Genomic DNA, 24428 nt, shown 5'->3' with positions numbered 1-24428 from the left:
CGCCCGGTCGCCCACCGACCGGGCGTCTTCCGCTCGCCTCGTCCTCGCACCCTCCCTCCTAGCCACGGGTGGCCGGGCCCAGCACCCTGGCCAGGGCGGTGCGGGAGGTGACGCCCAGCTTGCGGTAGGCGCTGCCCAGATGGGAGTCGACGGTGCGGTGGCTGAGGAAGAGGCGTTCCGCGATCTGCCGGGAACGCAGTCCCTCGGCGGCCAGGTCGGCGATCTCGCGTTCACGCTCGCTCAGCACGGAGCGGAGATCCACGGCACGGGCTCCGGCCGACGACGTGAGGTGCACGACCCGCGGACTGGCGGAGGAGTGCCCGGCGGCCGCGGGGCCGAGGCCGGATCCGAGGCCCTCGCCCGGCAGGCTGTCCACGCCCACCCGGTAGTCGTCCACGCCCGCCCGGTGGTCCGTGTCCGGCAGGTCGTGCTCCGCCACCCGGTCGTCCACCTCCGTCCGGCGGTCCGCCTCCATGCGATCCCGTACCCGAGCCGCTTCCTCCGCGACCAGGGCGGCGCCACAGGGACGGGCCAGTCTCTCCGCCCGCGCCAGGACGTCCAGCGCCGCGGCCCGACCGCTCACGGCCAGGGTCTCGGGCGCCATCGCGACGAGCGTCCACGCGTGCTGTACGGGCAGCCCGCCACCGCGGAAGCCCTGAGCCGCCCGCTCGAACAGCTCCACCGCCGCGACGTGGTCACCGCGCACCGCGCGCACCTGGGCACTCGCGCGATGGACACACGCCCACTGCAGCGCCAGGCCGAGGCGGTCGGCGTCGGCCTCGGCGTCGGCGAGCAGCCGCTCGGCCTCCGCGATGTCACCGCGGCTCACCGTGGCGACGGCCATCAGCGCGAGGAGCGAGGGCCGGAAGGCGGGCTGCACGTCGGGCAGGCCGTCACCGCCCCCGCCGTCCAGGAGCGTCCGCAGACACCCCTCGCCGTCCCCGCCGAGCACCTGCGCGTGCGCCAGCAGGCTGATGGCGGAGCTGGCCCACCAGCCCCGGCCGAGGACGGCGGTGTCCACCGCCCTCGCCGCGAGTGCGACCGCCTCGTCCGTGTGCCGCCTCCCCCGGGACCAGACCAGCGTCATCGCGCGCATCGCCGTCGCCAGCGTCACGACATCCGGAGCATCGACCGCGCGGGCCAGTTCGCCCGCCTCGGTCGCCCTGCGCTCCGCGCCGTCGAGCCGGCCGGCCCACTGGTCGATCATGGTCAGGCCGAGGAGGAGGTGGGCGCGGATGTGCTTCTGCGCTCCCCCCGTCGCGGCCTCCAGTCCCCGCTGGAGGTGACGGCGGGCGTCCGGGAACCGTTCGAGGTACAGCTCGGCGCAGCCGAGGAGGGCGAGGACGTCCGGGGTCCGGCCGGCCACCCCGTCCGGCAGTGCGTCCACCAGCGCGGCACTGCGGGCCACTTCGGGTGCCGCCCGCGCGATGTCGCCGGAGAACGTGTCGCAGAAGGCGATGAGGACCGACAGCGCGGCCGCGGCGGACAGCCCTGCCTCGGTGCGCGCCCGAGCGGCCTCCCCGAGCAGCGGCCGGATCCGGTGGTGCGTGCCCCGCAGGACGTGCACCAGCCCGTACGCGTAGATCAGCTCGGTGGCCTCGGCGGACAGCACGGCGGGCAGCGGCCGAGGCAGCAGTCCCATTCCCGTACGGGCGAGAGCGTCGGCCTCCTCGTAGCGGCACAGCAACCGCTCGGCGTCGGCGCACACCGCGTAGGCCTGCAGCAGCAGCCCGGAGACCTGCCCCGGGTCCCCGATGTCGCCCGGCCCAGGGGCGGGAGGGGCGCCTCTGGAGAGGAGGTCGTGGGCGAGGGCGCGGGCCTCCCGCAGACGCCCGGAAGCGATCAGCGCCTTGCAGTACGCCAGCTCCCACCGGGCTCGTTCCTCGGACCGCGTACCACGGGCCGGCCGCGCGTCCAGGGCGAGTCTCAGCCAGCGGGCCGCGGTGGCGGGTGCCCTGGTCACCGTCTGAGCGGCCCCTTCGGCGAGTACGCGGGCGACGGCGACACCGCCGGTGTGCGCCAGGTGCTCGGCGTGGCGCGCCCGTTCCGGAGCGGGGGCGCCGCGGTCCGCGGCGATGCGCAGGGCTCGCCGGTGGGCGGCCGGCAGGAACGGCAGCTCGCAGGCGGCGTGCGCGACGTGCCCGACGACCGTATGACGGAACGCCAGCCGCTGGCCCCGGCCCGTCGGACGCAGCACGTCGGCTCGGACCAGCTCCGCACATGCGTCGAGGGCGGCCTCGGTACCGAGCTCGGCCACCCGGGCGACCTCCGCGGCGTCGAACGTCGCGCCGAGCACGGCGGCCGCCTGTAGGGCCGACCGGGCGGGGGCGCTCAGTTCGCCGAACTCGGCGAGGAGCGGCGCCGCTTCGCGCAGGAGTCGCGGCTCGTCCTCACCCGCCCGGTCCGGCCACGTCTCGGGGTCGAAGCCCGCGGCGACCAGCAGGCGCAGGTAGCCCGGCAGTCCCTGCGCGGCGGCGTGCAACGCGGTCGAGGACGGGGTGGTCCGGTCGGGGCGTACCGTCAGGGTGCCCGTGGCCGCTTCTCGGTCGTCGACCACGCCGGGAGCGGGGGCGGGACGCTGCCAGGCGTCGACCAGCGCCCCCACCGCCGCCACGCTCAACGGTCCCGCCTGCACCCGGACCATGCCGTCCCTCCGTACGCCGAGGTCCAGTGCTTCCAGCAGGGCGGGCGGACTCTGCCGCGGCCGATGCGCGAGCACCAGAACGAACGCGGTGGAAGGGGCGGGGAACACAGAGGGTGCGGAGGGCGCGGAGGGCGCAGGGGTCGTTGAGGTCGACGCAGAGAGCGTGGAGGTTGTCGGGGGCTCGGAAGGGCCTGACGGCTTAGGTGCCCCCGAGGACGCCGACCTCGCGCGGAACGAAGCATCCGAGACGGAGGCGCGGATCAGCCGCAGCACCACTTCCCAGGTGGACGGATCGGCCCGGTGCAGCTCGTCGACCACGAGTACGCCGCCGGCGGCCCGCTGCCGGACCCGCTCGCACCACACGGCAGGGGTCGGCGCCTCGGGCGCCCCGGAAGCCCCCGCGAGATCGCGGAAGGCATCGAACGGTTCGTCGCCCGGCCGGTGGCCACGGGCCCAGAACACGGGCAGCCCGCGCCGGACCGCCTCCTCGGCCATGACACAGGCCAACTGCGTCTTTCCCGAACCCGGTTCACCCACGATCTCGACGACGGCCCCCCGCCCGTGTCCCAACCCGTCCAGGACCCGGACCAGCCGCGCCCGCTCCGCCTCACGTCCCGCCAGTGGCCCGTCCCCCATCGGTAATGGCACGACGAACACCGCCCCTCTCCCCCGCGGCCCCCGTCTGCCGCGGATCACGCGTGACAGGGCCGCACTCCCGTCCCGGAGCTTCTCCCGCTCCAGCCTTGTGATCAAGGTAGCGGGCCCCACTGACAGCGGACTTCCGGAGCACCCGACGCAGGTCGCAAGGCGTCGCGCGCCTCTCCTGCCCCGCCCGTTCCGGCCACCGGCACCGTGCCCACCCGGGAGCCGTCGCCCGGCACGGGGCCGTCGCCGTCGCCCTCCCCGTGCTCCGTAGCCCGTTGCGTAGTTCTACGGCTGTGCGCGCCTCGGGTGCCGGGAAGACTCCCGTGCCGTCAGACCGATTCCCCGACCTGGGAGAACCCGTGAAGTTGAGATCCATGGCGGCGACGGCCGTACTCGGCGCCGTCGTCCTGACCGCCGTGCCGGCGGTCGCCGTCCCCTTCACCGCCTATGCCTGTGGTGGATCCACCCTGTGCCAGGACGAGGACACCGGCGAGGAGGGCGGTGGCGGCGACTGGGGCGGTGGTGACTGGGGTGGCGGCGACTGGGGTGACTGGGGCGGTGAGGGAGGCGGCGGCGAAGGAGGCGACGGCGGCGACTGGAGCGACGACCCCGGCGACCCGAGCGACCCTGGTGACCCCGGCGACCCCGGTGATCCGGGCGACCCCGGCGACCCGGGGAACGGCCCGTCGGATCCGGGTGGCCCGGGAGTGGAGGTCGTCGACGGGCCGCTCGGCCAGCCGATCGACGCGACGCTGCCCGAGGTCGTCGTCACCGGGCACGCGGTCCGCCCGTCCGCTCCGGCCGGCCCCGGCATCCCGACGACCCACGGGGGCGGTCTCAGCGGCCCTGGCCCGCTGGTCACCGTGCACAGCCGGGGCCGGGTGTGGGAGGAGCGCGGCAAGTGCTACCGCAACCAGTCCAGCACCGTCGAGGCGAAGTACAGCAGCGGGGTGACGTACACGCTCGCCACCCAGACGAGCACCAACATCTCGGCGACCGCGCTGCAACTCCTCACCGCCCAGCTGGGCACGCAGCTCAACACCACCGTCACCGCCACGTACAACACCGAGTTCACGCTGAAGCCGGGTGAGTCCTGGGCCGCGTACGTCGAGTACCAGACCAACGTCTACGCGATCACCACGTCGGACTTCTGGGGCAACTACTCGACCGAGTTCGTCAACGTCACCCAGCCCACCGGTGCCGTCACGGGCCGTGCCTGCTAAGCGCCCCGCCCGCGTGGTCCCGTCCGGCGGACCACGCGCGCGACACGGCGTGACGGCCCGCCCCTGACCGATGGCGCGTCCGTCCGGCCGCTGCGGCCCGATCCTTCGCGGGGCGCGGCGGCCGGCCGGCGTTCGCGCGGCGGCCGGCCGGCGTCCGCAAGGCGGCCGGACGGAGTTCGCGCGGCGACGGCACCCGCACGCGGGCGGCCGGCGGCACGAGCCGGGCCCCGGTCCGCCCGGGACGCGCCCGCACGGCGGCCCGGCAGCCCGCTGCCCGCCGGGCCGCTGGCACCGGCCCCCGCGCCGCGTTTCACTGGAAGGTGCCGGAAGGCGCCCATCCGCGGTCCGGGAGGTTCCGTGAACACGCACACGCCGCCCCGTTTCGACCCCACCCGCGTCCCCCACCTGCTGGGGTCGTTCGCGCCGGTCAGCGAGGAGGTGGACGCCGCAGAACTGGAGGTGACGGGCGAGATCCCGGCTGATCTGGACGGCCTGTACCTGCGCAACGGCCCCAATCCGCGCTTCACGCCGATCGGCTCGTACCTCTACCCGATCGACGGCGACGGAATGCTGCACGGCGTGTGGCTCTCGGAGGGCCGTGCCCGCTACCGCAACCGCTTCGTGCGCACCCCCGCGCTCGAGGCCGAGGAACGGGCCGGGCACGCCCTGTGGGGCGGCCTGGAGTCGATGATCATGCCGGACGCCGAGCAGGTGGGACCCGGACTGGCGGGGACCTTCCGGGACCTGCCCGACATCAACGTCGTGCGGCACGGCGGGCGGCTGCTGGCGCTCGCCGAGTCGGGCTGCCCGTTCAGGATGGGTGAAGAGCTCGACACGCTCGGCCCGGAGGACTTCGGCGGGGCCCTGCCCGCGGGGATCACCGCCCATCCCAAGATCGACCCCGTCACGGGCGAGATGGTGGTCTTCTGCTACGCCCTGGAGCCCCCGTACCTGACCTGGTCGGTCATCGACCGTGAAGGCACGGTCACGAGCGGTCCCACTCCCGTCGAGGGAGTGGACGAGCCGATGATGATCCACGACATGGCCCTGACCGGCCGCTACGCCGTGCTGGTCCTCGCGCCCGCCTTCTTCGACCTGGACGCGGCCATGGCGGGCGGCTCGTTCCTCGCCTGGCGGCCCGAGCGGGGCACCCGTGTCCTGCTGATCCCCCGCGACGGCGGGCCGCCGCGCTGGGCGGCCGACGAGGCGTTCTGGGTGTGGCACACCGTGAACGCCTACGACGACGGGCCCGGTGCGGACGATCCGGTCGTCCTGGACTTCGTGCAGTGGAGCCGCTTGACCGTCGGCGGCGCACCGGGGGCGGCGAAGGACCCGGTCAGGGGCGGTCTGACCCGGGCGCTCATCGACCCCGCGGCAGGCACGATGACCCGGACGCTGCTGGACGACGCCCGCGTGGAGTTCCCCCGCATCGACGACCGTCTCATCGGCCGCCGCCACCGGCACACCGCACTGGCCACCTCGACCGGACGGACGGAACTGCTGTCGGGCGAGTACGACGCCGTGCGCTTCCAGGACCTGCGGACCGGGGTCGCCCGCGTGTGGGACGCGGGCGACCTGTCCGTCGGGGAGCCGGTCTTCGCTCCCGAGCCGGGCACCGATTCGGAAGGACGCGGCTACTGGCTCACCTTCGCCACCGACCGCACCGACGGGACGAGTTGGTTCCTGGTGGTGCCCGCCGAGGACCCGACGTCCGGACCGGTGGCACGCGCGCGCATCCCCGTGCGCGTACCGCTGGGCCTGCACGGCTGCTGGCTGCCGACCGACGGCGGCTGAGCCGCCGGAAACCGATCACAGCGGGAGTACGGGAGACGGCGAGGCCGGGGTGGCCGGCGGACGTACCCCAGGACGGAGCCGCGTACGCGAGGCCTCCACGCCCGCCCCCGCCCCCACGTGCCGGGGCGCTCATCGCGGCTCCGCCCGCAACGGCATGACAGTCCCGTCGGCGTGAGGGTCTGAACGAACGGCGGCGAAGGACGCTCGACACCCCCTCCTGACCCGTGCTCAGACGGCGCCCCGCAGGATCCTGCCACCCCCGCACGCCGAGGGCTCCGTCCCCGACTCCTCATCCCCGCAAGCCGCTGTGGGAACGCCGACCTGCCGACGTCTGTACAAACCGCCCGCACCGCGTCGATCATCTTGTCATGTACCTGCGGCCCGTCGAGTGGGCCGCAGCCTCATGGAGGTGTGGGATGCACCAAAGGCTCTCCGTCGCCCTGTCCGCCTCGGCCCTCGCCCTGTTCACCACCGTGGTCGGTACCACCACCGCCACGGCCGCCCCCGCAGACAAGCCCCAGGTGCTGTCCCGCTGGACCCAGACCAGCGCGTCCAGTTACAACCTCTGGGCCGCCGCCAGGGCCAATCAGGGCGCATGGTCGGCCTACGGCTTCGACTGGTCCACCGACTACTGCTCCACCTCCCCCGACAACCCCCTCGGCTTCCCCTTCTCGACCTCGTGCGCCCGCCACGACTTCGGCTACCGCAACTACAAGGCCGCCGGCACCTTCAGCGCCAACAAGTCCCGTCTGGACAGCGCCTTGTACGAGGACCTCAAGCGCGTGTGCGCGAACTACAGCGGCGCCAAGAAGACGGCGTGCAACAGCACGGCCTGGACCTACTACCAGGCGGTCAAGGCCTTCGGCTGACCGACCAGGGCGCACCGGAGCCCAGGCGAAGTCCGTGTGCATGACTCCCGGGTTCGCGGGCACGAGGAAGCAGGAGCGGAGGACATGGCCGCTCCTTCAGGGCCCGCGGGCTTCCCCCCTCCGCCGGGCCCGGGCACGGTGGTGGCCGGCTCGCACTCGGGGTGGTGCGGGCCGGCCGCCGTGCCGTTCAACGGACGGGCACGTCCAGGCGGGCGGCCGCCGCGGTGAGGGCCGCCCCCAGCGGCAGGGCCACGCGGGTGACCGCGTGCCGGTCGCCACGGGTCGGATCCTGGTTGACGATCAGCACCGGCTTCCCCGCCTGGGCCGCCTGGCGGACGAACCGGAGGCCGCTCATCACGGTGAGCGAGGACCCGAGGACGAGCAACGAGGCCGCCTGGTGCACCAGCTCGCGGCAGTGCTCCACCCTCCGCGGAGGAACGGCTTCGCCGAAGAAGACCACATCGGGCTTGAGGACTCCTCCGCAGACGGTGCACGGCAGCACGCGGAAGTCCCCGACCTGTTCGTCGCTGAGGTCCGCGTCACCGTCCGGGTTGATGCGGGCCGCCCTCGGCTCGAAGCCGGGGTTCGCCTCCTCCAGCCGCCGGGCGAGGTCCCCGCGCGGGCTGAAGGCCCCGCAGGAGAGGCAGACCACCCGGTCCAGGCTTCCGTGCAGCTCCACGACGCCGTCACTGCCGGCCGCCCCGTGCAGTCCGTCGACGTTCTGGGTGATCACTCCCGAGAGCAGACCGTGGTGCCCGAAGGCGGCCACCGCCAGGTGCCCCGCGTTGGGCCGGGCACGGCGGAAGGTGCGCAGGCCGAGATGGCTGCGCGCCCAGTACCGACGTCGCGCCTGCGCGTCCGTCGTGAACTCCTGGTACGTCATCGGGGTGTGCCGGCTCAGGCTTCCGCCCTCGCCCCGGTAGTCCGGGATGCCCGACTCGGTGGAGATGCCCGCCCCGCTGAGCACCAGCACACCGCCCGCGTCCAGCGCGGCGACGACCGGCTCCAGGTCGGTCGTGCCCGGCGGCAGGTCCTCGGTGGGGGTCCAGCTCAACGTGGGGCGCATACGCATGCCACCCAGGGTACGGAGCCGGCCCCGGGCGCGTACGCCCACGGCACCTCCGTCCGTCCAGGAGCGGCAGATCGCCGCGAGCAGGTGCGGCGCCCCCGCGGGGACCTCGGAGCCCGTACGTCCTCGGTGTACGCCTCGCCACTCCTCGACGCCCGGACGGGCTCGCCCGCCCCCGGTCAGGCGCCGGTGTTCCAGTCCAGCCTGAGCACGGCGACGTCGTCCGTGTGCCGTGCCGCGTTGAGGGCGCGCGCTTCGTTGATGAGGTGGTCGAGGTGGGCGGCCGGGTCGTTCGGAGGCAACGCGTGCATCAGCCGCAGAAGCCCCTGCACACCGAGCCGCTCACGGCCCGGGCCGTGGTGGCCTTCGGAGAGGCCGTCGGTGTAGATGGTCAGCGCTCCGACCGGCGGGAGGTCGACGACCGTGGCCGTCCAGGTCCCGAGCTCCGGGACGAGGCCGAGGGCCGTGCCGTGGGTCGCCGGTATCTCCCGGGTCCCCTCGGCCGTGGTGAGGAGGGGACGGTGGTGGCCGGCGAGGTGAAGGGTGGCGGTCCCCGCCTTCTGGTCGAGGGTGATGATCGTGCAGGTCGCGAAGAGCATGTCGGTGCCGCACTCGGCGACGAGGACGCGCTCCATCAGCCGCAGCAGTTCGGGACCCTGGTGCCCACCCAGGACGAGCGAACGCCAGGCGATGCGCAGGCACACCCCCACGGCGGCCGCGTCGGGCCCGTGCCCGCTCACGTCGCCGACGACCGCGTGCAGCAGCCCGTCGTCGCCCTCGACGACGTCGAGGAAGTCCCCGCCGAGCAGGGCGCCCTCCGAACCGGGCAGATAGCGGCTCGTGACGGTGACGTCCGAGGTGCCCAGGATCGGCGGGGGCAGCAGGCGCCGCTCCAGCCGGGCGTTCTCCTCGGCGCGCAGCCGGGCCTTCTGCGCCTGGGCTGCGGCCCGCTCGGTCTCGCTGCGGTAGACGGCGTAGCGCAGCGTCCGGTGGAGCAGCTCGGCCTCGACCCGGCCCTTGACGAGGTAGTCCTGGGCGCCGGCCGTCATGGCCTCCGCGCCGGCCTGCTTCTCGGACAGGCCGGTGAGGACGATCACGGCGGTGTGCGGGGCGAGGGAGCGGACGGCGGCGACGGCCTCGGTCCCCGAGATGTCGGGGAGGTGCAGATCGAGGAGGACGCAGTCGAGGGTCCGGGCGGCGAGCTCGTCGCGGGCCGCCGCGAGGGTGGTCCTCGTGGTCAGCTCGAAGCTCAGCCCGGTGTCGTACAGCAGTTCCTCGACGAGCAGGGCGTCGGCCGCGTCGTCCTCGATGAGCAGGATGCGGTACGTGGGATCGGCGGCCACGGGGGCGGCCGTGGAGGAGAGGGTCACGGTGCCTGCTCCCCGTCCGCGTGCCCCGCCGCCGACCCGGCGAAGAGCTCCGCAGTCGCGGGCCGGGGCGTCGACAGGGTGAACGTGATGCGGGCCCCGTCCTGGTACTCGGTGTCCACGGCGATGGTGCCGCCGTGGAACTCGACGATCTTCTTGCACATCGCGAGTCCGATCCCGCTGCCCTTGTAGGCGTCCTTGGTGTGGAGCCGCTGGAAGATCACGAAGACCTTCTCGGCGTACTCCGGAGCGATGCCGATGCCGTTGTCGGTGACGGCGAACCGCCACAGGTCGCCGTCCTGCTCGGCGGAGACGTGGATGCGCGGTGCCGTGTCGGGACGGTGGAACTTGACGGCGTTGCCGATGAGGTTCTGCCACAGCATGCCCAGCTGGGTGCTGTCGGCGGTGAGCGACGGAAGCGGGTCGTGGGTGACGGTCGCCCCGGTCTCCTCGATGCTCACGCTCAGCGAGGACAGCGTCCGCTCGTGCACGGCTTCGAGGTCGACGCTCTCCAGTTCGCGGTGGACGCGGCCGACCCGGGAGAAGTCCAGGAGGTCGTTGATGAGCACCTGCATGCGGTTGGCGCCGTCGACCGCGTAGTCGATGTACTGGTCGGCCCGCTCGTCGAGCTTGCCTCCGTAGCGGCGCTGCAGGAGCTGGGTGAAGCTGGAGACCTTCCGCAGCGGCTCCTGGAGGTCGTGCGAGGCGACGTAGGCGAACTGCTCCAGTTCGGCGTTGGAGCGGTGCAGGTCCGCGGCCTGCGCGTCGAGGCGCCGTCGTGCCTCCTCGGTGAAGGCCAGCTCCCGTACGAGACGGAGCCGCATCGACTCGATCTCGGAGCTCAGCCGGCGCAGGTCGGCCGGGCCGGTCGGCGTGATGGGGTGCTCGAAGTCCCCTCCCGCGATGATGCGGGCGTCCGTACCGAGCCGGTCCAGAGGTCCGGTGATCCCTCGGCGCAGGCCCTCGAAGACCAGGACCGCGAGGGCGGCGATCACGGCCGCGATCGTGCTGAACACCCAGTTGCGCAGCGCCATGGTGTCCTTCAGGTCCTCGGCCGCCTCTGCGCGCTCCGTCCGCAGCCGCTCCTGCTGTGCGCCGAGGGCGGCGCGGAGCGCGTCGAAGGCCTCCTTGCCCTGGTGGGCCTGGCTGGTGGCCAGCGGGGAGGGCGAGCCGGCGGGTGCGGCGGCGACGGGCCGGGCGATCTGCTTCTGCCACGCGTCCGCGGCGTCCTGGACGCTCCGCAGGTCCCCGAGGCCGCCCGCGTCGCCCCGGAGCAGCTCCTGGAGGCGGGCGGCGTGCGTGGCCTGGTCGGCCAGGCCCTGCCGGTAGGGATCGAGGGTCTCGGAGGCCCCGGTGAGGCCGTAGCCGCGGATCCCGGTCTCCTGGTTGAGGAGCGCCGACTCCAGCCGGAAGGCCGTGGTGAGGGCGGGCGACTTGACGTTCACGAGGTCGTCGCTGATCGCCGCGGTCCGCCCCAGCACCCAGGCTCCGGTGATCCCGAGGAGGGTCAGAACCGTCAGCGAGGCGGCCACGCCCACACGCAGCCAGCGGCGCGTGGTCCAGGTAGAGAACCTGCCCGCGCGCGATCCAGCACTTCCGCTCATGCCGAGAACCCCTCCGATGGTGACCGCCTCCAACCGAGAAGAGCGGCAGCGCACACTGTAGAGGGCGGCCGACAACGCATGTTGTCGCAGGGTCGGATCTGCGCCTACAGTTCCCCATATGCCTGGCAGGGATTTCGTTCTGCGCACTGCGCCCGACGAGACGGCGGCCGTCGCGAGGACGGCCGTCGCTCACCTCGCGCGACGTCTTGCCCTCCAGCTGTCGGAGGACGTCCCGTCAGCGCCGGAAGGCCAGGCGGCCGCGGACCGCGATGCGGCGGAGGCACTGACCATGCTGCACCTGCTGGAACAGGTCCAGCAGGCCGCCGAGCAGCTCCAGCGGAACGCGGCCCGGTCCGCAGCCCGTGCGGGTGCCGGTTACCCGCAGATCGGCGCCGCGTGCGGGATGACCCGCCAGGGCGCCCGACGACGCTGGCCGGGACTCTTCGACCATTCCGACGACGCACCCATGGAGCACCCGATGATCACCACGCCTGTCCAGCCCTTCGACGTCCTGCTCGTCGAGGACGACATGGCCGACGCCATGCTCATCGAGGAGGCCCTCTCCGAGCGGGGCGCGCGGAACCTGGTGCAGGTCACCGACGGCGTGGCCGCGCTCGAGCACCTCCGTACGCCCGGCACCCCGCGTCCCGACCTGATCGTCCTGGACCTGAACATGCCCCGGATGAACGGACGGGACCTGCTCAAGGTCCTGAAGTCGGACCCCTCGCTCCAGACCATCCCGGTCGTCGTCCTCACCACCTCGTCCGCGCCCGACGACGTGAGCGGCGCCTACAGCAGCCACGCCAACGCCTACGTGACGAAGCCGGTCAACCTCGACGAGTTCGAGGCGGCGGTCCAGAGCATCGACGCGTTCTACCTGGACACCGCCACCCGCGCGCCCCGCGGCTGACACGTCCGAGAGCGGGTGGCGGAGTACGCCACCCGCTCTCGCGGAACACCCGGACGGGGATCGGTGCGCCACCGCATCCCTGTGCCGGCGAGATCGCCGGGTCGAGGCCCTGGCCCGACCGGTGCGATCAGGGGATCACTCAGGCGTGGCGGTGGTGCCGCTTGTTGCCGGTGACCAGTCGGTAGAGGGCCAGGAGTATGACCGAGCCGACGATGGCGGCGACCCAGGTCGACAGGTCGAAGAACCCGTCGATGGAGTCGACGCCGAAGATGACCTTGCCGAGCCAGCCGCCGAGCAGGCCGCCCGCGATGCCGATCAGCATCGTGATGATGATGCCGCCGGGGTCCTTGCCCGGCATCAGGGCCTTGGCGATGAAGCCCGCGAGCAGTCCGATCAAGATCCAGGCGATGATGCCCATGTGCTTCTCCTACCTCGACGAATATGCGTGGTGTCGAGTGGCGTATGGACCTCGCCGCGGATTCCAAACACATGAATCGTCCGATCACTCTGCGTGGTCGCACACTCCCCCGCTTCCGCGCCGTACGGCATGACCGCGCTGCGGGTCGGGTGTGCGCGCCGGTGCCGGGGTGGCGTTTGTGGCCCGCTCGCGGGGGCAGACGCGGCCTGACAACCACAGAGCGGAAAGAGGTCGGCGTGTTCATCAGCCACGAATCGGAGAACGGCGTCCTGCGCGTGGTCCTGCTGCGTGATCTGGACGTGTCGGCGCGAGCGGCCGCCGCGGTACAGGTGGAGGGACTGCTCTCCGCGCACCAGCCTCGGCAGGTGCGGTGGCACTGGCCGACGACCACTCCCTCGCCGGCGTCGCTGAGCATCCTCGCCCGTGCCCAGAGACTCTGCGACGACCTGGGCATATCCCTGACCGTCGCCGACACCGCACCCCCGGTCCGTACGGAGTCGCAGGCCACGATCGCGGGACCTGTCGCAGTGTGAGAGGGCCCGATTCCCCTCGGGTACGACGGCGCCCCTCCCGCCCGGCCTCTTTGCCGGGCGGGAGGGGCGCCGTCGTACCCGAGGGGAGTGCTAGGCGCCGTCGGTTCCCCACGGCTTGAGCATCTCCCGCATGGCGTCCGCCATCGCGAACTGGAGCAGGGGTCCGTAGGTGATCCGGCGGACGCCCAGACGACGGAACCTCTCCACCTCGTGCTTGACGGGGTGGGCGGTGGCGTTCACGGGAACGGTGACGGCGTCCACGACCGCCGCGAGCAGGCTGTCGTCGTCCTGAATGCCCACGGGGTAGACGCTGTCGGCGCCTGCCTGCTGCAGGGCACGCAGCCGTTCGATCACCTCGGGGAGGGCCGCGGACGGGTCCTCCGCGTGGAGGAACAGATCGGTGCGCCCGTTCACCCAGACCGGGATCCCCGCGTCGTCGGCGGCGGCGCGCAGTCCTGCGACGTAGGCCGCGTGCTCCTGCGTGCCGCGTACGCGTCCTCCCTGCGAGTGGACGGTGTCCTCGAGGTTGAGGCCCACGCCGCCGACTCCGGTGAGTCCGGCGATGAGGTCGGCGGGCTCCTGCCCGTATCCGGCTTCCAGGTCGACGGAGACGGGGACGTCGACGGCCGCGATGATCGGGCGGACGGCCGCGAGCACCTCCTCGAAGGTCTGTCCCTCGTGATCGGCGGCTCCCCGGGAGTCGGCGAGCGGATGGCTGCCGACCGTCAGAGCGGGGAACCCGGCGTCGACGGCGGTCCGCGCGGACCATACGTCCCAGACGGTCGGCAGGACGAGCGGCTCGTACTCGGCGTGCAACTTCGCGAGCCGGCGGGCCCGTTCCACAGTGGTGTTGTGATCCATGGCGGCGACGCTACTCCTGCGGAGCCACGAACGGCGCGGCGGCAGGGCGCCCGATGGCCGAGCAGCACCCGAATCTCCCACGGGTCCGTCGGCCGTGGCGCGGGCCGGCCCGGCACCCCGTGGTGGGGTGCCGGGCCGGTCCGGGCGCGGATCAGTGGAGGCAGAGGCAGAACGGGTGGCCCGCGGGATCCGCGTAGACCCGCCAGTTCGCTCCCGGCCTGATCTCGTCCGTCCGCTCCAGCACGGTGGCCCCGAGTGCGACCGCACGCTTCTCCTCGCCGTCGAGGTCGTCCACGTCGAAGTCCAGGTGGACCTGCTGCGGTCGCTTCTGGTCGGGCCACTCGGGCGGCTGGTAGCCGTCCACCCGCTGGAAGGCCAGCGGTGTTCCCTCGAAGCCGTGCACCTCGATCCAGTCGGGGGCGTCCGGGTCGGCGACGACCCGGCCGCCGAGCAGGTCCGCGTAGAACTGTGCGAGTCGTACGTGATCCTCGCAGTCCAGTGCGATCGCCTGCAGTTTCCGAATCATCAGGTGCGCTCCTCGTGGTTCGACGACACGTTCTCCCGGACGGAGGGCCCGATTTCGTGTGGCCCCGCCCGTTGCGACGGCTTCCCTGCCGCCGCTCCCTCATGCGCCCGTCAGGTGAGCGGCTCCGGCGCGGGGACGGGGCCGGGCAGCGGACCGGGTCGGGGTCCCGGGTCCGGGCGAGGGTCGCCCGGCTGAGGATCCGGTTCGGGCCGCGGCGGAGTCGGGGGCACCGGATCGGGGCCGCCGGGCGGGGACACCGGACCGGGCAGCGGGCCGGGCTGCGGCCCGGGGCCGGGCCCCGGGACGGGGGTGGGGCTCGGGGGCACCGGATCGTCGGGCGGCGTGCCCATGTGCGTCCCGGCTCCGCGGGACTCGGGACCTGGCTCCGGCGGGACCGGCCGCGCCGGGGGGCCGACCTGTACGTCGATTCCCATCGTCACACCACCTCACTGGGTCGGGAGGGAAGGAGCTCCCTCTCCCCCTCGCGTGCCCGACCGGAGTCCTGTCATGCCTCGGCGGTCCGCGCCGGGTGTCGGACCTGGGTGGTACTCGCTCAGACCGTGGCGGTGAGGAGGTCGCTCAGGGGTTGGGCGGAGTCCGTTCCGGAGTGGCCGAGGGGCGCGTCGAAGCTCCAGACGAGGAAGAGCAGGAACACCACGAGGGCGCTGAAGGTGGTGGCGAGCAGGAGTTCGCGCGCGGAGCGGCGGATCTGGAGGGTGTAGAGCAGACCGAGGGTGACCAGGGCGCCGGCGACGAGGCCGAACCAGAGGGCCGGGGGCAGGGTCGTGCCGGAGGTGTCGAGCCGCTGGTGACGGGCGTCGTCGGCGGCCGCGACCTGGTCCAGGAGCGGCTGGTAGGCCTGGGCCTGGAGTTCGTCCGCCGGGGCGCGGTGGGCGATGTCGCTCCGGATGCGGCCGAGGAGTTCGGCGCCCGTGTCGTCGACCGGCAGGTCGTCCTTCAGGGCGGGCCACTCGGCGGTGATCGCGTGCCGGGCGTAGGCGTCGATGTGCTCCTTGATCTGCGTCCGGAAGGCGGCGGGATAGACGTCCAGGCGCTGGTCGATCTCGTAGAGGGCCTGTGCCTCGCGCTGGACGGTGTCCTCGGCCGCGGTGCGGGCCTCCCACACGCCGGCGATCGCCAGTCCGAGGACGATGGCGTAGACGACGCCGACCATCATGACCATGTACTCCAGCACGTCCGGTGTCTGCGAGGTGTCCTCGTCGACCGCCACGCGGCGGTGCCGCAGGACGGTCGCCGTGACGACGAGGACACAGACCAGGATCGAGGCCAGTGTGTAGACGAGCCATTCCGGCATTGCACAACTCCAGGACGAGCGAAGCGATGTGTACGAGAGGCGGGGACGGGCGCGGTGGGCCGTTCGAGGGCCCGGCGGCCGTACGGGAGAAGGTGGGGCGGGCGGTCAGCCGCGGCTGCGGCGCCGGGATCCGGGCCGCAGAGCGGCCGCGGCCAGCACGCCCGGCAGGGTGACCACGACCGTGGACATGGTCATGGAGAGCTTGGGCGGGGCGGGGCGGGACGGCCCCCCGGTGTAGTGCGAGCGCGGCTCCCAGCGGTATCCCTCGGGCGCCGGGGCGGGGGCGGTCGCGCTCGGCGCCGGGGGCGGGTCCTCGGGGACCGGGGCGGTCGGGGGCGCGGCAAGGTGTTCCGGAACCGCTTGCGGACGGGCCTCCGGAGGAGCTGCCGGGGTGGGTTCAGGCGCCGGGAGAGCAGGCGTCGTCGGCGGTGCCGAATCGGCGGCCGAAGACGGTGGGGGTGTCGCCGGCCGCGACGGCAGGGGCGCAGGAGGCGGCGGGATCACGGGCGGCGTCGGCGTCGGCTCACACGGGGGGCGGGGGTCTTCCTTCACCTCGTCGCCGTAGCCCATGTCGACCCAGACGTCCGGGGCGCACACCACCAGGCGGTCGTGGGCGGGCGAGTGGTCCATGAAGACGGTCACGTCTCCGTTGTGCGGCAGCGGGCACAGCGCCGCGGCAGCTCCGAGACCGACACTGATCCAGCCAGCCACTCGCCGTTCCTCCCCGTGACGACCCGACGTCGGACACCTGTCGGCGGCGCGAGGGGGCGACGGAACCTTCCTGCCCTCGACGCTGCCACTGCGGGTAACGATCATGAGCCCGACCGGTCACGGCGTCCGGGGTGGCCGCCCGCCGTCGGAGTGAACGCGCCGACGGGACGCGGTGTCCGTCGGACGCACGGGGAGCCTGGACTGCGCGGCTCCACTCCCCTGGGTGACTGTGCATCATCTGCCGGCGGTCCATGATCATCGGGTGAGTTCCTCTCTGACGCGACGCGCGTGTTCCCTGGCCCTGCTTCTCACCTCGACCCTGGCGCCCGCCGTGGCCGCCGCTCAACCGGGTTCACCGGAAGGCACGTCCGGGCGCGCCGTACAGGCCCGTCTGCTGGGCGAGACGACCGTTCCGCACAAGCTCGCCTTCCGGAACACCACCGTCGGCGGCCTCTCCGGCATCGACCGCGACCCGTGCACGGGCGAGTACGTCTTCATCAGCGACGACCGCTCGAACATCCAGCCCGCCCGCTTCTACACCGCTCGGCTGGACGTGGACGCCGACGGCGTGCACTCCGTCGACTTCACCGGCACCCACCCGTTCCTCCAGCCCGACGGCGCCGTCTACCCGTCTCCGGCACTCGCCGACGGCAAGGCCGTCGACCCGGAGGAGATCCGCGTCGACCCGCGCGGCTGCGCCTACTGGTGGGGGCAGGAGGGCGACCGGCCCGGCGCCCTCGGCACCCCGGTCGTGCAGCCGTCCATCCAGTACGCCGCCCCCGACGGCGCCTACCGGGGGCAGCTGCGGTTGCCCGCGAACTACACGATCACGTCGGAGAACCGCGGGCCGCGCAGGAACCAGGCCGTCGAGGCGTTCACCTTCGGCTCCCAGGGCCGGGTGGTGACCAGCGCGATCGAGGGACCGCTGCTCCAGGACGGGCCGGAGCCGGACGTGGAGAACGGCGCCCTGGTCCGCGTCACCCAGCAGAACCGCTCCGGCCGGGTGCTCGGCCAGTTCGCGTACCCGCTGGAGAGGATCTTCGCGGTGAACGACCCCACCAGCCCCTGGGGGCCGGACACCGGCGTGCCGTCGATCCTCGCCTTCCCCGACCAGCCGAATCGCTACCTCGTCCTCGAACGCACCTGGGTCGCCGGCGCGGGCTACAGGATCCGACTCTTCGACGCCACGACGCGCGGGGCGACCGACGTCCGGAACGTCGAGTCGCTCGCCGGGCAGCCCGTCGTGCCGATGCGCAAGACGCTCGTCGCGGACTTCGACACACTGGGCCTGTCGGCCGTCGACAACACCGAGGGCATGACGTGGGGCCCTGCACTGCCCACCGGTGAGCGGCTGCTGGTCCTCGTCAGCGACGACAACTTCACCCCCGAGGCGATCACGCAGATCGTCGCCCTCGGCATCCGGTAGGACCGGGCCCGGCCGCCGCGCACCGCGGAGGACAGGGGCGTCCGTCGGGCGAGGCCCGTACGGGCGCCCTTCTTCGTACCGCCGCGGCCGCCGTGGTGGCACGAGACCCGCCCGTGGTCGAGCACGTCGGCGGTCGACACCGTCCGATCGGCTCCGGCGAGCGTCGGGGCTCATGAGAAGGTGTCGGAGATCATCACCGCAGCCTGCGGTGTCGGCCGCGGGGACGGCCGATGTGACCAGGGGAGGATCTCTCGTGCGAAAGCTACGGCTCGTTCAGCTCGGTGTGGCGGGTGCGCTGCTCGCCGCCATGGTGCCCGCTGCCACGGCTCAGGCCGATGCGGCGAGCTCGACGACCTACAAGGTCTGGCAGTGGAACGCGGCGGGGAACACGCTCCACGGCGGCCGGACCGACACGGGCATGGTGACGTCGGCCGTGTCCTCCATCGTGAACCGGAACCCCGACTTCGTCGCCTTCAACGAGCTGTGCAAGGACCAGTTCGACGCGCTCGTGACGAAGCTCGCGGCCACGGGCTGGAACGTGGACGACACGAACTTCGCGCGCTTCGAGCCGAGCCTGCCGGCCGGGTCCGGGGTCTGCGGTCCGAAGGACGGCGCGTACGGGAACGCGCTCTTCAGCAAGCAGCCGCTCGGGGTCGCGAGCCGGACCGCCCTCACCGACGACGGGTCAGCGGAGAAGCGCAACCTGCTGTGCGCGCCGCTCCAGAACGCGGCTGCGGGTGTGCGGTTCTGCGTCACGCACCTGACCACGGTGAACGACGTCAAGTACCGGCAGATCGGTGACGTCCTGGCGAAGCTCGAAGCCTGGAACGCGGCCGGCGAGAAGGTCCTGCTCGCCGGTGACCTCAACGTCCAGCCGCACTACAAGGCCATGGACGACGTCTACTCCGCTTCCGTGAACGTGCCGACCGTCAACGACGGCAACACCGGCGCGTACCGTGAGCTCGACGACAACGACGGCACGACCACGGGCAGTTGCCTCGGATACGGCGAGCCCACGTCGAACAACCCGGCCGGGACCGCGAAGAACGCGTGCGATCCCGCCCTCAACCCGAAGCTCGACTTCCTCCTGGTCCGCGAGTCTGCTCTCGCCGAGCCGCACGCCTACAGCGCCGACGCGCTGACCACCTCCACGAGTTGCACGATCGGCCTCTGCTCCGACCACCGGATCCTGGTCGGAGACGTGACGCTGAAGTAGTCGGGTCTGGTCCGACGACGGAGCCCGGCTGCTCCGGCGGTCTGCCGGAGCGGCCGGGCTCCGTGAGAGCGGCGCTCCGGAGGGTCAGAAGAGCAGCTCGCCGGCGGGGTAGCCGTAGCCCACCTGGGCGGCGGGTGCGTAGGAGGCGGCGCCGTCGCCCGCGTAGAACCACAGGTCGCCCGCAGGGGTACGGCCGATCAGGTCCGCCTTGCCGTCGCCGTCGAGGTCGCCGGGGGCGGCGAGTGCCGTGTAGCGCTCCCAGTCGACGCCGATCCGGACACGGGGGGCGTAGGACCCGGCGCCGTCGCCCGCGTAGAACCAGAGGTCGCCGACGGGGGTGCGGCCGACCAGGTCGGCCTTGCCGTCGCCGTCGAAGTCGCCGGGAGCGAGGAGCACGTCGAACATCTGCCAGCCGGTGCCGATGCTCCTGCGGGTGCCGTAGCCGTCGTCGCCGTCGCCGGGGTAGAGCCAGAGCTCGCCCGCCTTGTCACGGGCGACGAGGTCGGTCCTGCCGTCGCCGTCGAAGTCGCCCGGGGCCAGGATCGTGGTGATGTTCTGCCAGCCGCCGTTGCCGGCGAGGATCCGGGTGGAGCCGGAGTACTGGCCCGTCCTCGGGTCGGCCGGGTAGCGCCAGAGGAGGCCGTCGTGGTCGGCGGCCACGAGCGTGGTGCCGTCCCGGGCGATCTTGCTCATCGTCCCCCAGCCGACGCCCACCTGGCCGGGCGCGCTCAGGCTGCCGTCGACGCGGCCGGCGTAGCGGCGCAGGACCCCGTTCGCGTCACGGCGGAAGAGGCCGTCGGTGGCACAGGTCGTGCCGCAGTCCGCCCAGGCCGCGGCTCCGCGCAGCATCTGGTGGTCCGTGGCGTTGCCGACGAGCGGAGGCGCGTCGGCGACGACGTCCTTGAAGTGGCGGGCGGAGAGGAAGATGTAGTCGATCTTCCGCTTGGCCACGCCGAACGTCGTCGCACCGCTGCGGCAGCGTGTCACCTGGGCGCTGAGGCAGGCCGCGGTGAAGTGGGAGCGGTCGGTCTCGTCGACTTCCCTGAAGGCGCCGTTGCCGTAGGCGACGCCGTCGCCGACCGTCGGCTCGTAGAAGGTGGCGGCCATGGCGGTGCCGGGCTTGCCGTTGAAGTCGCCGCCGAGGGAGACCGGGACGCCCTGGGCCTGCCAGAGGTCCGCCTGCTGGGCGAGCCTCCTGGCCTGCTGCTCCCGGCCCGCGTCGCTCGCGGTGTTCCAGTCGAGGTGTACGGAGCAGGCCCAGGTGAGGCGGCCCTGGGTGGAGGCCTTGATGCAGGGGGACACGATGTCCTCGCCGTCGTACGCGCCCAGGGCGAGCTCCGTACGCGCGAGGGCGGCGCCCTTGACGAAGACGGCCATGCCGTAGTCGCCGATCGTGGCACCGGTCTGGATGCTCTCCGTGTCTCCGGCAGGCTTCTGGCACTGCTTGTCCGCAGTGTTGCCGAAGTTCTTCGTGGTGACGTAATGCCCGGAGAAGCCGTGGGGGGCGAGCTTCGCGGCCAGCGTGTCGAACTGGTACCTACAGGTCTCCTGAAGGAAGATCTGGTCCGCGTTCCAGCCGGTGGCCGTGCTCGGGTCGGCCGCCGCGGTCTCGTTGACGACCGCGTCGTACTTCGCCTTGTTCGTGTAGGCGGCGGGGGCGCTCCACTCGCACATCGTCCCGCTGCCGCACATGTTGAAGCTGATGAAGCGGAGCGGGGGAGCGGAGGCGGAGGGAACGTCGTCGGCTCGGGCGGCGGGGGCTCCGAGGAGGAGGCCGGCGGCGAGGGTGCCGAGCAGCGCCCCGGCGCTGCCGAGGGACTTGCGTATGTGCACCGAGTATCTCCTGGTGGAAGGCGGCGGCCGGGCGGGCCGGGCCGACCTGCGCGGGCCGCCGGACGAAGTGGGACCGGGTAACGGTAGAGGGCGGCGGAGGCGGTTCTGACGGTGAGTCGGACACACCTGTCAGGTCGGGTGCCACCCCACTCGACACCTCTGTGACCCAGCTCACCTCTCCGGCCTGTCACGTCTGCCGCGGGGCGCTTGTCCCATGGACGTCACCGGAACCGAGACCGGTGCCCGACCCTGGGAGAAGCCATGAGCAGCGACCACCGCATCGTCGTCGTCGGCGGGGGCTACACGGGCGTGTTCAGCGCCATCCGGCTGGCCCGCCGCACGCGCCGGACCGGCGTGAGCATCACCCTGGTCAACCCCTCCGGCCGGTTCGTCGAGCGGCTGCGGATGCACCAGATCGCCGCCGGGCAGGAACTGGCCGACCACCGGATCCCCGACCTGCTCGACGGAACCGGCGTCTCGTTCGTCGAGGGCACCGTCACCGCCGTCGACCCCGAGGCCCGGCGGGTCACCGTCGACGGCGCGGAGACCCTCGCGTACGACACCCTCGTCTACGCCCTCGGCAGCTCGACCGACACCGGCCGGGTCCCCGGCGCCGACACGCACGCCTTCACCCTCGACAGCCCCCGGACCGCCGGCCTCCTCGCCGCGCGGCTCACCGAGGTCGCAGCGTCCGGCGGCACCCTCACCGTCTGCGGTGGCGGCCTGACCGGCGTCGAGGCGGCCACCGAGATCGCCGAGAGCCACCCCGGTCTGCACGTCACCCTCATCAGCCTGGACGAGCCCGGCAGCATGATGGGCGCCAAGGCCCGCGCCCACCTCCACGGTGCGCTGGACCGGCTCGGCATCACACGGGAGACCGGCGCCCGCGTCACCAAGGTGCTGCCCGACGCGGTCGAACTGGCCGACGGGCGGCTCGTCCGCTCCGACGCCTGCCTGTGGACCACGGGTGTCAAGGTGTCGCCGCTCGCGGCCGACGCCGGGATCACCACCGACGACCGCGGCCTCATCGTGGTCGACGCCACGCTGCGCTCGGTCTCGCACCCGGAGGTCCACGCCATCGGCGACGCCGCGGCCGTCCGCCTGGCCTGGGGTCGGCTCCACGGCACCTGCCAGAGCGGCCTGCCCACGGCCCAGCACACCGCCGACACCATCGCGCGCCTCGTCCGCGGCAAGGCCGCCAAGCCCTTCCGTTTCGGCTACTTCCACCAGCCGGTCAGCCTCGGCCGCCGCGACGCCGTCATCCAGTTCACCAAGGCCGACGAGACGCCCCGCGGCATGCACCTCACCGGGCGGAGCGCCGTCGTCTACAAGGAGCTGGTCAGCGGCAGCCCGCTGAAGACGTACCGGTTCAGCAAGCGCATGAACGTCAGCACGATCGTGTCCAAGGGCGGCCGCGCCACCCGCAGGCCGGTGGCGTGACGGGCACGGCGGGCAGGTCGGCGCCCGGTTCGGTGATCACGGGCCTTGCCGCCCGGGTGCGGCGCTGGCAGCATGATCGAATGGTCGACGCCAGGGACGAACAGGACCCGTACATCGAGAACCGCAGGCTGCTGTTCGCCACCGCCTACCGGATGCTGGGCACCGTCGCCGACGCCGAGGACGTGCTGCAGGACGCCTGGCTGAGCTGGAGCGGTGTGGACCGCGACGCGGTCCGCCACCCCAAGGCGTATCTGGTGCGGACGGTCACCAACCTCTCGCTGAACCGCCTCACTTCGGCGCGGGCCGTCCGTGAGACGTACGTCGGACCGTGGCTTCCGGAGCCGTTGCTGACCTCACCCGACATCGCCGTGGAGACCGAGTTGGCCGACAGCGTCTCCACCGCGATGCTCGTCGTCCTGGAGACCCTGAGCCCCGTCGAGCGCGCCGTGTTCCTGCTCCGCGAGGTCTTCGGCTACTCGCACGCCGAGATCGCCGAGACGCTCGAACGTCCCGAGCCGACCGTCCGCCAGATCGCCCACCGCGCACGCGCGCACGTCCAGGCCCGCCGCCCCCGGTTCGATTCCGACCGGGAGCAACGACGCAAGATCACGGCGCAGTTCATGGAGGCGTGCGCGGGCGGCGACCTGAACGCCGTCATGGAGATGCTCGCCCCGGACGTCACCGCGTGGTCCGACGGCGGCGGCAAGGTCACCGCGGCCCGGCGCCCGCTCAACGGCACCGACAACGTCGCGCGCTGGATCCTGGGGTTCCTGGCCAAGCCCGAACTGGCCGCCCTCACCATGGAACCGGTCGTCATCAACGGCGAACTCGGCATCCTGGCAGCCCTCGACGGCCACACCGTCGGCGCCCTCACGTTCGACCTCGCCGACGATCGCATCCAGAACCTCCGCTTCCAGGTCAACCCCGAGAAGCTCGGCGGCCTGACCCCCGACAACGGCCTGACCCGCCCCTGAGACACAGGCCGCCCGGGCCCGACCGGAGGACGGTGCGGCGAGGGCGCCAGGACCCCGCTCGGGTGTCTCCGGGCATGCGGAGGCTCCGTCACGGGGACAAGGCAGACATGCAGACATTCCTGCCATTCGCCGACTTCTCGGACTCGGCGCGGGTACTGGACCCGAAGCGTCTGGGCAAGCAGCGTGTCGAGGCGCTGCAGGTGTTCCGCGGGCTGACCGTGCCGACGTACGGGTGGCGGCGACACCCCGCGGTGCGGATGTGGGCCGGGTACGAGGAGGCCCTCGTGCGGTACGGACTGGAGGTCTGCGGCGTCTGGGTCGCCGAGGGCCGCACCGACACCTGCTCCGCCACCCTCATGAACGACTACCGCGCCTGGCGCCCTTCGGCCGTGGTGCGCGACCAGAACGGGCTTGCGGAGGCAGGCGAACTTCCGCCGTGGCTCGGCGACCACGCGTTCCACCGCAGCCACCGGTCGGCACTGCTGCGGAAGGATCCCGCGCACTACGGCACCCACTTCCCCGACGTACCGGACGATCTCCCCTACGTCTGGCCGGCCTCCGACCGGGAGGGCGGCCAGGCAGGGTGAGGACCGACGGCCCGACGCGGGAACGGGGACGCCGGAAGGGTCCGCCTCCCTGGGGAGGCGGACCCTCGTCCCGCGGAACGGTCAGCGCTCGTCGCGCTTGCCACGCAGGGCGTCCTTGGCCTCGGACGCGGCTTCCTTCGCCTTGCCCTCGACCTGGTCCATCTTGCCTTCGGCCTTCATCCGGTCGTTGCCGGTGACCTTGCCGACCGCTTCCTTCGCCTTGCCCTTGATCTTGTCCGTACGGCCCTTGTCAGCCATGACCCGTCCTTCTGGGTGGGGAATTGAAGACGTTGACAAACTAGGACAAATAGCTCCGGTCCGCCTCCCCAGGGAGGCGACGGGGGCATCACCGGCGGAGTCCGACGACGGAGATCGGCCGTCCGGGCCCGGGACGAGAGCGTCCCGCTCACCCCCGTCGCGGGCCGTGGAGCGGCTCGGATCGGCCTCTGGTCGTCGCACGGCA

The 24428-nt window shown here is 72.7% G+C and carries 20 protein-coding genes and 1 pseudogene; 10 read left to right on the top strand and 11 right to left on the bottom strand.

The genetic code is table 11. The annotated features are described in order from the left end of the window. Positions 1-58: 58 nt before the first annotated feature. Both ACY0MR_RS34895 and ACY0MR_RS34890 read right to left on the bottom strand, forming a co-directional pair. Entirely contained in the window at positions 59-2644 is a 2586-nt protein-coding gene (locus tag ACY0MR_RS34895; RefSeq protein ID WP_473561978.1) for a LuxR C-terminal-related transcriptional regulator, read from the bottom strand. A gap of 267 nt (positions 2645-2911) precedes the next feature. Beyond that, a pseudogene (locus ACY0MR_RS34890) lies at positions 2912-3280 on the bottom strand (ATP-binding protein); the annotation flags it as partial. Between the two features lie 368 nt (positions 3281-3648). On the opposite strand from ACY0MR_RS34890, the gene ACY0MR_RS34885 reads away from it, so the two are divergent. The 3 genes from ACY0MR_RS34885 to ACY0MR_RS34875 all read left to right on the top strand — a co-directional run bounded on the left by ACY0MR_RS34885 (position 3649) and on the right by ACY0MR_RS34875 (position 7175). Further along, on the top strand, positions 3649-4512 hold the full coding sequence (locus tag ACY0MR_RS34885; RefSeq protein ID WP_473557579.1) for a DUF6426 family protein: 864 nt from the start codon (positions 3649-3651) through the stop codon (positions 4510-4512). 357 nt (positions 4513-4869) lie between these two features. Further along, positions 4870-6306 (top strand): carotenoid oxygenase family protein, encoded by a 1437-nt coding sequence (locus tag ACY0MR_RS34880; RefSeq protein WP_473557576.1) that lies wholly within the window; start codon positions 4870-4872, stop codon positions 6304-6306. Positions 6307-6722: 416 nt separating this feature from the next. Continuing rightward, positions 6723-7175 carry a phospholipase gene (locus ACY0MR_RS34875; RefSeq protein WP_404084670.1) on the top strand — a complete coding sequence of 151 codons (453 nt, stop codon included), beginning with the start codon at positions 6723-6725 and terminating at the stop codon, positions 7173-7175. A gap of 187 nt (positions 7176-7362) precedes the next feature. Here ACY0MR_RS34875 and ACY0MR_RS34870 read toward each other — a convergent pair whose 3' ends face one another. From ACY0MR_RS34870 to ACY0MR_RS34860, 3 genes are all read right to left on the bottom strand, one after another. Then, positions 7363-8247, bottom strand: coding sequence for an NAD-dependent protein deacetylase (locus ACY0MR_RS34870; RefSeq protein ID WP_473557574.1), 885 nt, complete (start codon positions 8245-8247; stop codon positions 7363-7365). Positions 8248-8423: 176 nt separating this feature from the next. Next, positions 8424-9614 (bottom strand): PP2C family protein-serine/threonine phosphatase, encoded by a 1191-nt coding sequence (locus ACY0MR_RS34865; RefSeq protein WP_388797997.1) that lies wholly within the window; start codon positions 9612-9614, stop codon positions 8424-8426. Next, positions 9611-11215, bottom strand: coding sequence for a sensor histidine kinase (locus ACY0MR_RS34860; protein ID WP_473557572.1), 1605 nt, complete (start codon positions 11213-11215; stop codon positions 9611-9613). Before ACY0MR_RS34860 ends, ACY0MR_RS34865 begins: the two co-directional genes overlap by 4 nt. 118 nt (positions 11216-11333) lie before the next feature. Between ACY0MR_RS34860 and ACY0MR_RS34855 the strand changes: the two genes are divergently transcribed. After that, a complete protein-coding gene (locus tag ACY0MR_RS34855) occupies positions 11334-12125 on the top strand; it encodes a response regulator (protein WP_473557569.1) in 792 nt (263 codons plus the stop codon). Positions 12126-12264: 139 nt separating this feature from the next. Here the strand turns inward: ACY0MR_RS34855 and ACY0MR_RS34850 are convergent, their stop codons facing one another. Next, complete coding sequence (locus tag ACY0MR_RS34850; RefSeq protein WP_361846740.1) at positions 12265-12543, bottom strand: GlsB/YeaQ/YmgE family stress response membrane protein; 279 nt, start codon at positions 12541-12543, stop codon at positions 12265-12267. A 236-nt stretch (positions 12544-12779) separates the two neighbouring features. Between ACY0MR_RS34850 and ACY0MR_RS34845 the strand changes: the two genes are divergently transcribed. Beyond that, complete coding sequence (locus ACY0MR_RS34845; protein ID WP_361846738.1) at positions 12780-13076, top strand: hypothetical protein; 297 nt, start codon at positions 12780-12782, stop codon at positions 13074-13076. A 90-nt stretch (positions 13077-13166) separates the two neighbouring features. Here ACY0MR_RS34845 and ACY0MR_RS34840 read toward each other — a convergent pair whose 3' ends face one another. The 3 genes from ACY0MR_RS34840 to ACY0MR_RS34830 all read right to left on the bottom strand — a co-directional run bounded on the left by ACY0MR_RS34840 (position 13167) and on the right by ACY0MR_RS34830 (position 15778). Beyond that, complete coding sequence (locus ACY0MR_RS34840) at positions 13167-13937, bottom strand: isocitrate lyase/PEP mutase family protein (RefSeq protein WP_473557567.1); 771 nt, start codon at positions 13935-13937, stop codon at positions 13167-13169. A gap of 151 nt (positions 13938-14088) precedes the next feature. Continuing rightward, positions 14089-14463 (bottom strand): VOC family protein, encoded by a 375-nt coding sequence (locus ACY0MR_RS34835; protein WP_361846734.1) that lies wholly within the window; start codon positions 14461-14463, stop codon positions 14089-14091. Between the two features lie 553 nt (positions 14464-15016). Continuing rightward, a complete protein-coding gene (locus ACY0MR_RS34830; protein ID WP_388797984.1) occupies positions 15017-15778 on the bottom strand; it encodes a bestrophin-like domain in 762 nt (253 codons plus the stop codon). A gap of 973 nt (positions 15779-16751) precedes the next feature. On the opposite strand from ACY0MR_RS34830, the gene ACY0MR_RS34825 reads away from it, so the two are divergent. Together ACY0MR_RS34825 and ACY0MR_RS34820 are read left to right on the top strand one after the other, a co-directional pair. Continuing rightward, positions 16752-17915 carry an esterase-like activity of phytase family protein gene (locus ACY0MR_RS34825; RefSeq protein WP_473557563.1) on the top strand — a complete coding sequence of 388 codons (1164 nt, stop codon included), beginning with the start codon at positions 16752-16754 and terminating at the stop codon, positions 17913-17915. A gap of 253 nt (positions 17916-18168) precedes the next feature. Then, complete coding sequence (locus ACY0MR_RS34820; RefSeq protein ID WP_404084680.1) at positions 18169-19131, top strand: endonuclease/exonuclease/phosphatase family protein; 963 nt, start codon at positions 18169-18171, stop codon at positions 19129-19131. An 84-nt stretch (positions 19132-19215) separates the two neighbouring features. Here ACY0MR_RS34820 and ACY0MR_RS34815 read toward each other — a convergent pair whose 3' ends face one another. Continuing rightward, positions 19216-20964: an FG-GAP-like repeat-containing protein gene (locus tag ACY0MR_RS34815; RefSeq protein WP_473557561.1), complete on the bottom strand. Its 1749-nt coding sequence runs from the start codon at positions 20962-20964 to the stop codon at positions 19216-19218. A gap of 261 nt (positions 20965-21225) precedes the next feature. Between ACY0MR_RS34815 and ACY0MR_RS34810 the strand changes: the two genes are divergently transcribed. The 3 genes from ACY0MR_RS34810 (at position 21226) to ACY0MR_RS34800 (ending at position 23965) form a co-directional block, all read left to right on the top strand. Next, on the top strand, positions 21226-22404 hold the full coding sequence (locus ACY0MR_RS34810; RefSeq protein ID WP_392865591.1) for an NAD(P)/FAD-dependent oxidoreductase: 1179 nt from the start codon (positions 21226-21228) through the stop codon (positions 22402-22404). Between the two features lie 80 nt (positions 22405-22484). Beyond that, positions 22485-23378, top strand: coding sequence for an RNA polymerase sigma-70 factor (locus ACY0MR_RS34805; RefSeq protein ID WP_388797969.1), 894 nt, complete (start codon positions 22485-22487; stop codon positions 23376-23378). Between the two features lie 107 nt (positions 23379-23485). Beyond that, a complete protein-coding gene (locus ACY0MR_RS34800; protein ID WP_404084687.1) occupies positions 23486-23965 on the top strand; it encodes an MSMEG_6728 family protein in 480 nt (159 codons plus the stop codon). Between the two features lie 81 nt (positions 23966-24046). Here the strand turns inward: ACY0MR_RS34800 and ACY0MR_RS34795 are convergent, their stop codons facing one another. Beyond that, positions 24047-24223, bottom strand: coding sequence for a CsbD family protein (locus ACY0MR_RS34795; RefSeq protein ID WP_361857652.1), 177 nt, complete (start codon positions 24221-24223; stop codon positions 24047-24049). Positions 24224-24428: the final 205 nt, after the last annotated feature.

This window comes from Streptomyces sp. JN8 (assembly GCF_055808075.1).
Note: the sequence above shows the minus strand (reverse complement) of the source record. Positions and strands in the feature narration are given on the sequence as shown.

Coding starts and splice junctions, on each gene's coding strand:
- ACY0MR_RS34895 (WP_473561978.1), bottom strand. CDS start 2,644: ATGGTCCGGGTGCAGGCGGGACCGTTGAGCGTGGCGGCGGTGGGGGCG.
- ACY0MR_RS34875 (WP_404084670.1), top strand. CDS start 6,723: ATGCACCAAAGGCTCTCCGTCGCCCTGTCCGCCTCGGCCCTCGCCCTG.
- ACY0MR_RS34870 (WP_473557574.1), bottom strand. CDS start 8,247: ATGCGTATGCGCCCCACGTTGAGCTGGACCCCCACCGAGGACCTGCCG.
- ACY0MR_RS34860 (WP_473557572.1), bottom strand. CDS start 11,215: ATGAGCGGAAGTGCTGGATCGCGCGCGGGCAGGTTCTCTACCTGGACC.
- ACY0MR_RS34855 (WP_473557569.1), top strand. CDS start 11,334: ATGCCTGGCAGGGATTTCGTTCTGCGCACTGCGCCCGACGAGACGGCG.
- ACY0MR_RS34850 (WP_361846740.1), bottom strand. CDS start 12,543: ATGGGCATCATCGCCTGGATCTTGATCGGACTGCTCGCGGGCTTCATC.
- ACY0MR_RS34840 (WP_473557567.1), bottom strand. CDS start 13,937: ATGGATCACAACACCACTGTGGAACGGGCCCGCCGGCTCGCGAAGTTG.
- ACY0MR_RS34835 (WP_361846734.1), bottom strand. CDS start 14,463: ATGATTCGGAAACTGCAGGCGATCGCACTGGACTGCGAGGATCACGTA.
- ACY0MR_RS34830 (WP_388797984.1), bottom strand. CDS start 15,778: ATGCCGGAATGGCTCGTCTACACACTGGCCTCGATCCTGGTCTGTGTC.
- ACY0MR_RS34810 (WP_392865591.1), top strand. CDS start 21,226: ATGAGCAGCGACCACCGCATCGTCGTCGTCGGCGGGGGCTACACGGGC.
- ACY0MR_RS34805 (WP_388797969.1), top strand. CDS start 22,485: ATGGTCGACGCCAGGGACGAACAGGACCCGTACATCGAGAACCGCAGG.
- ACY0MR_RS34800 (WP_404084687.1), top strand. CDS start 23,486: ATGCAGACATTCCTGCCATTCGCCGACTTCTCGGACTCGGCGCGGGTA.
- ACY0MR_RS34795 (WP_361857652.1), bottom strand. CDS start 24,223: ATGGCTGACAAGGGCCGTACGGACAAGATCAAGGGCAAGGCGAAGGAA.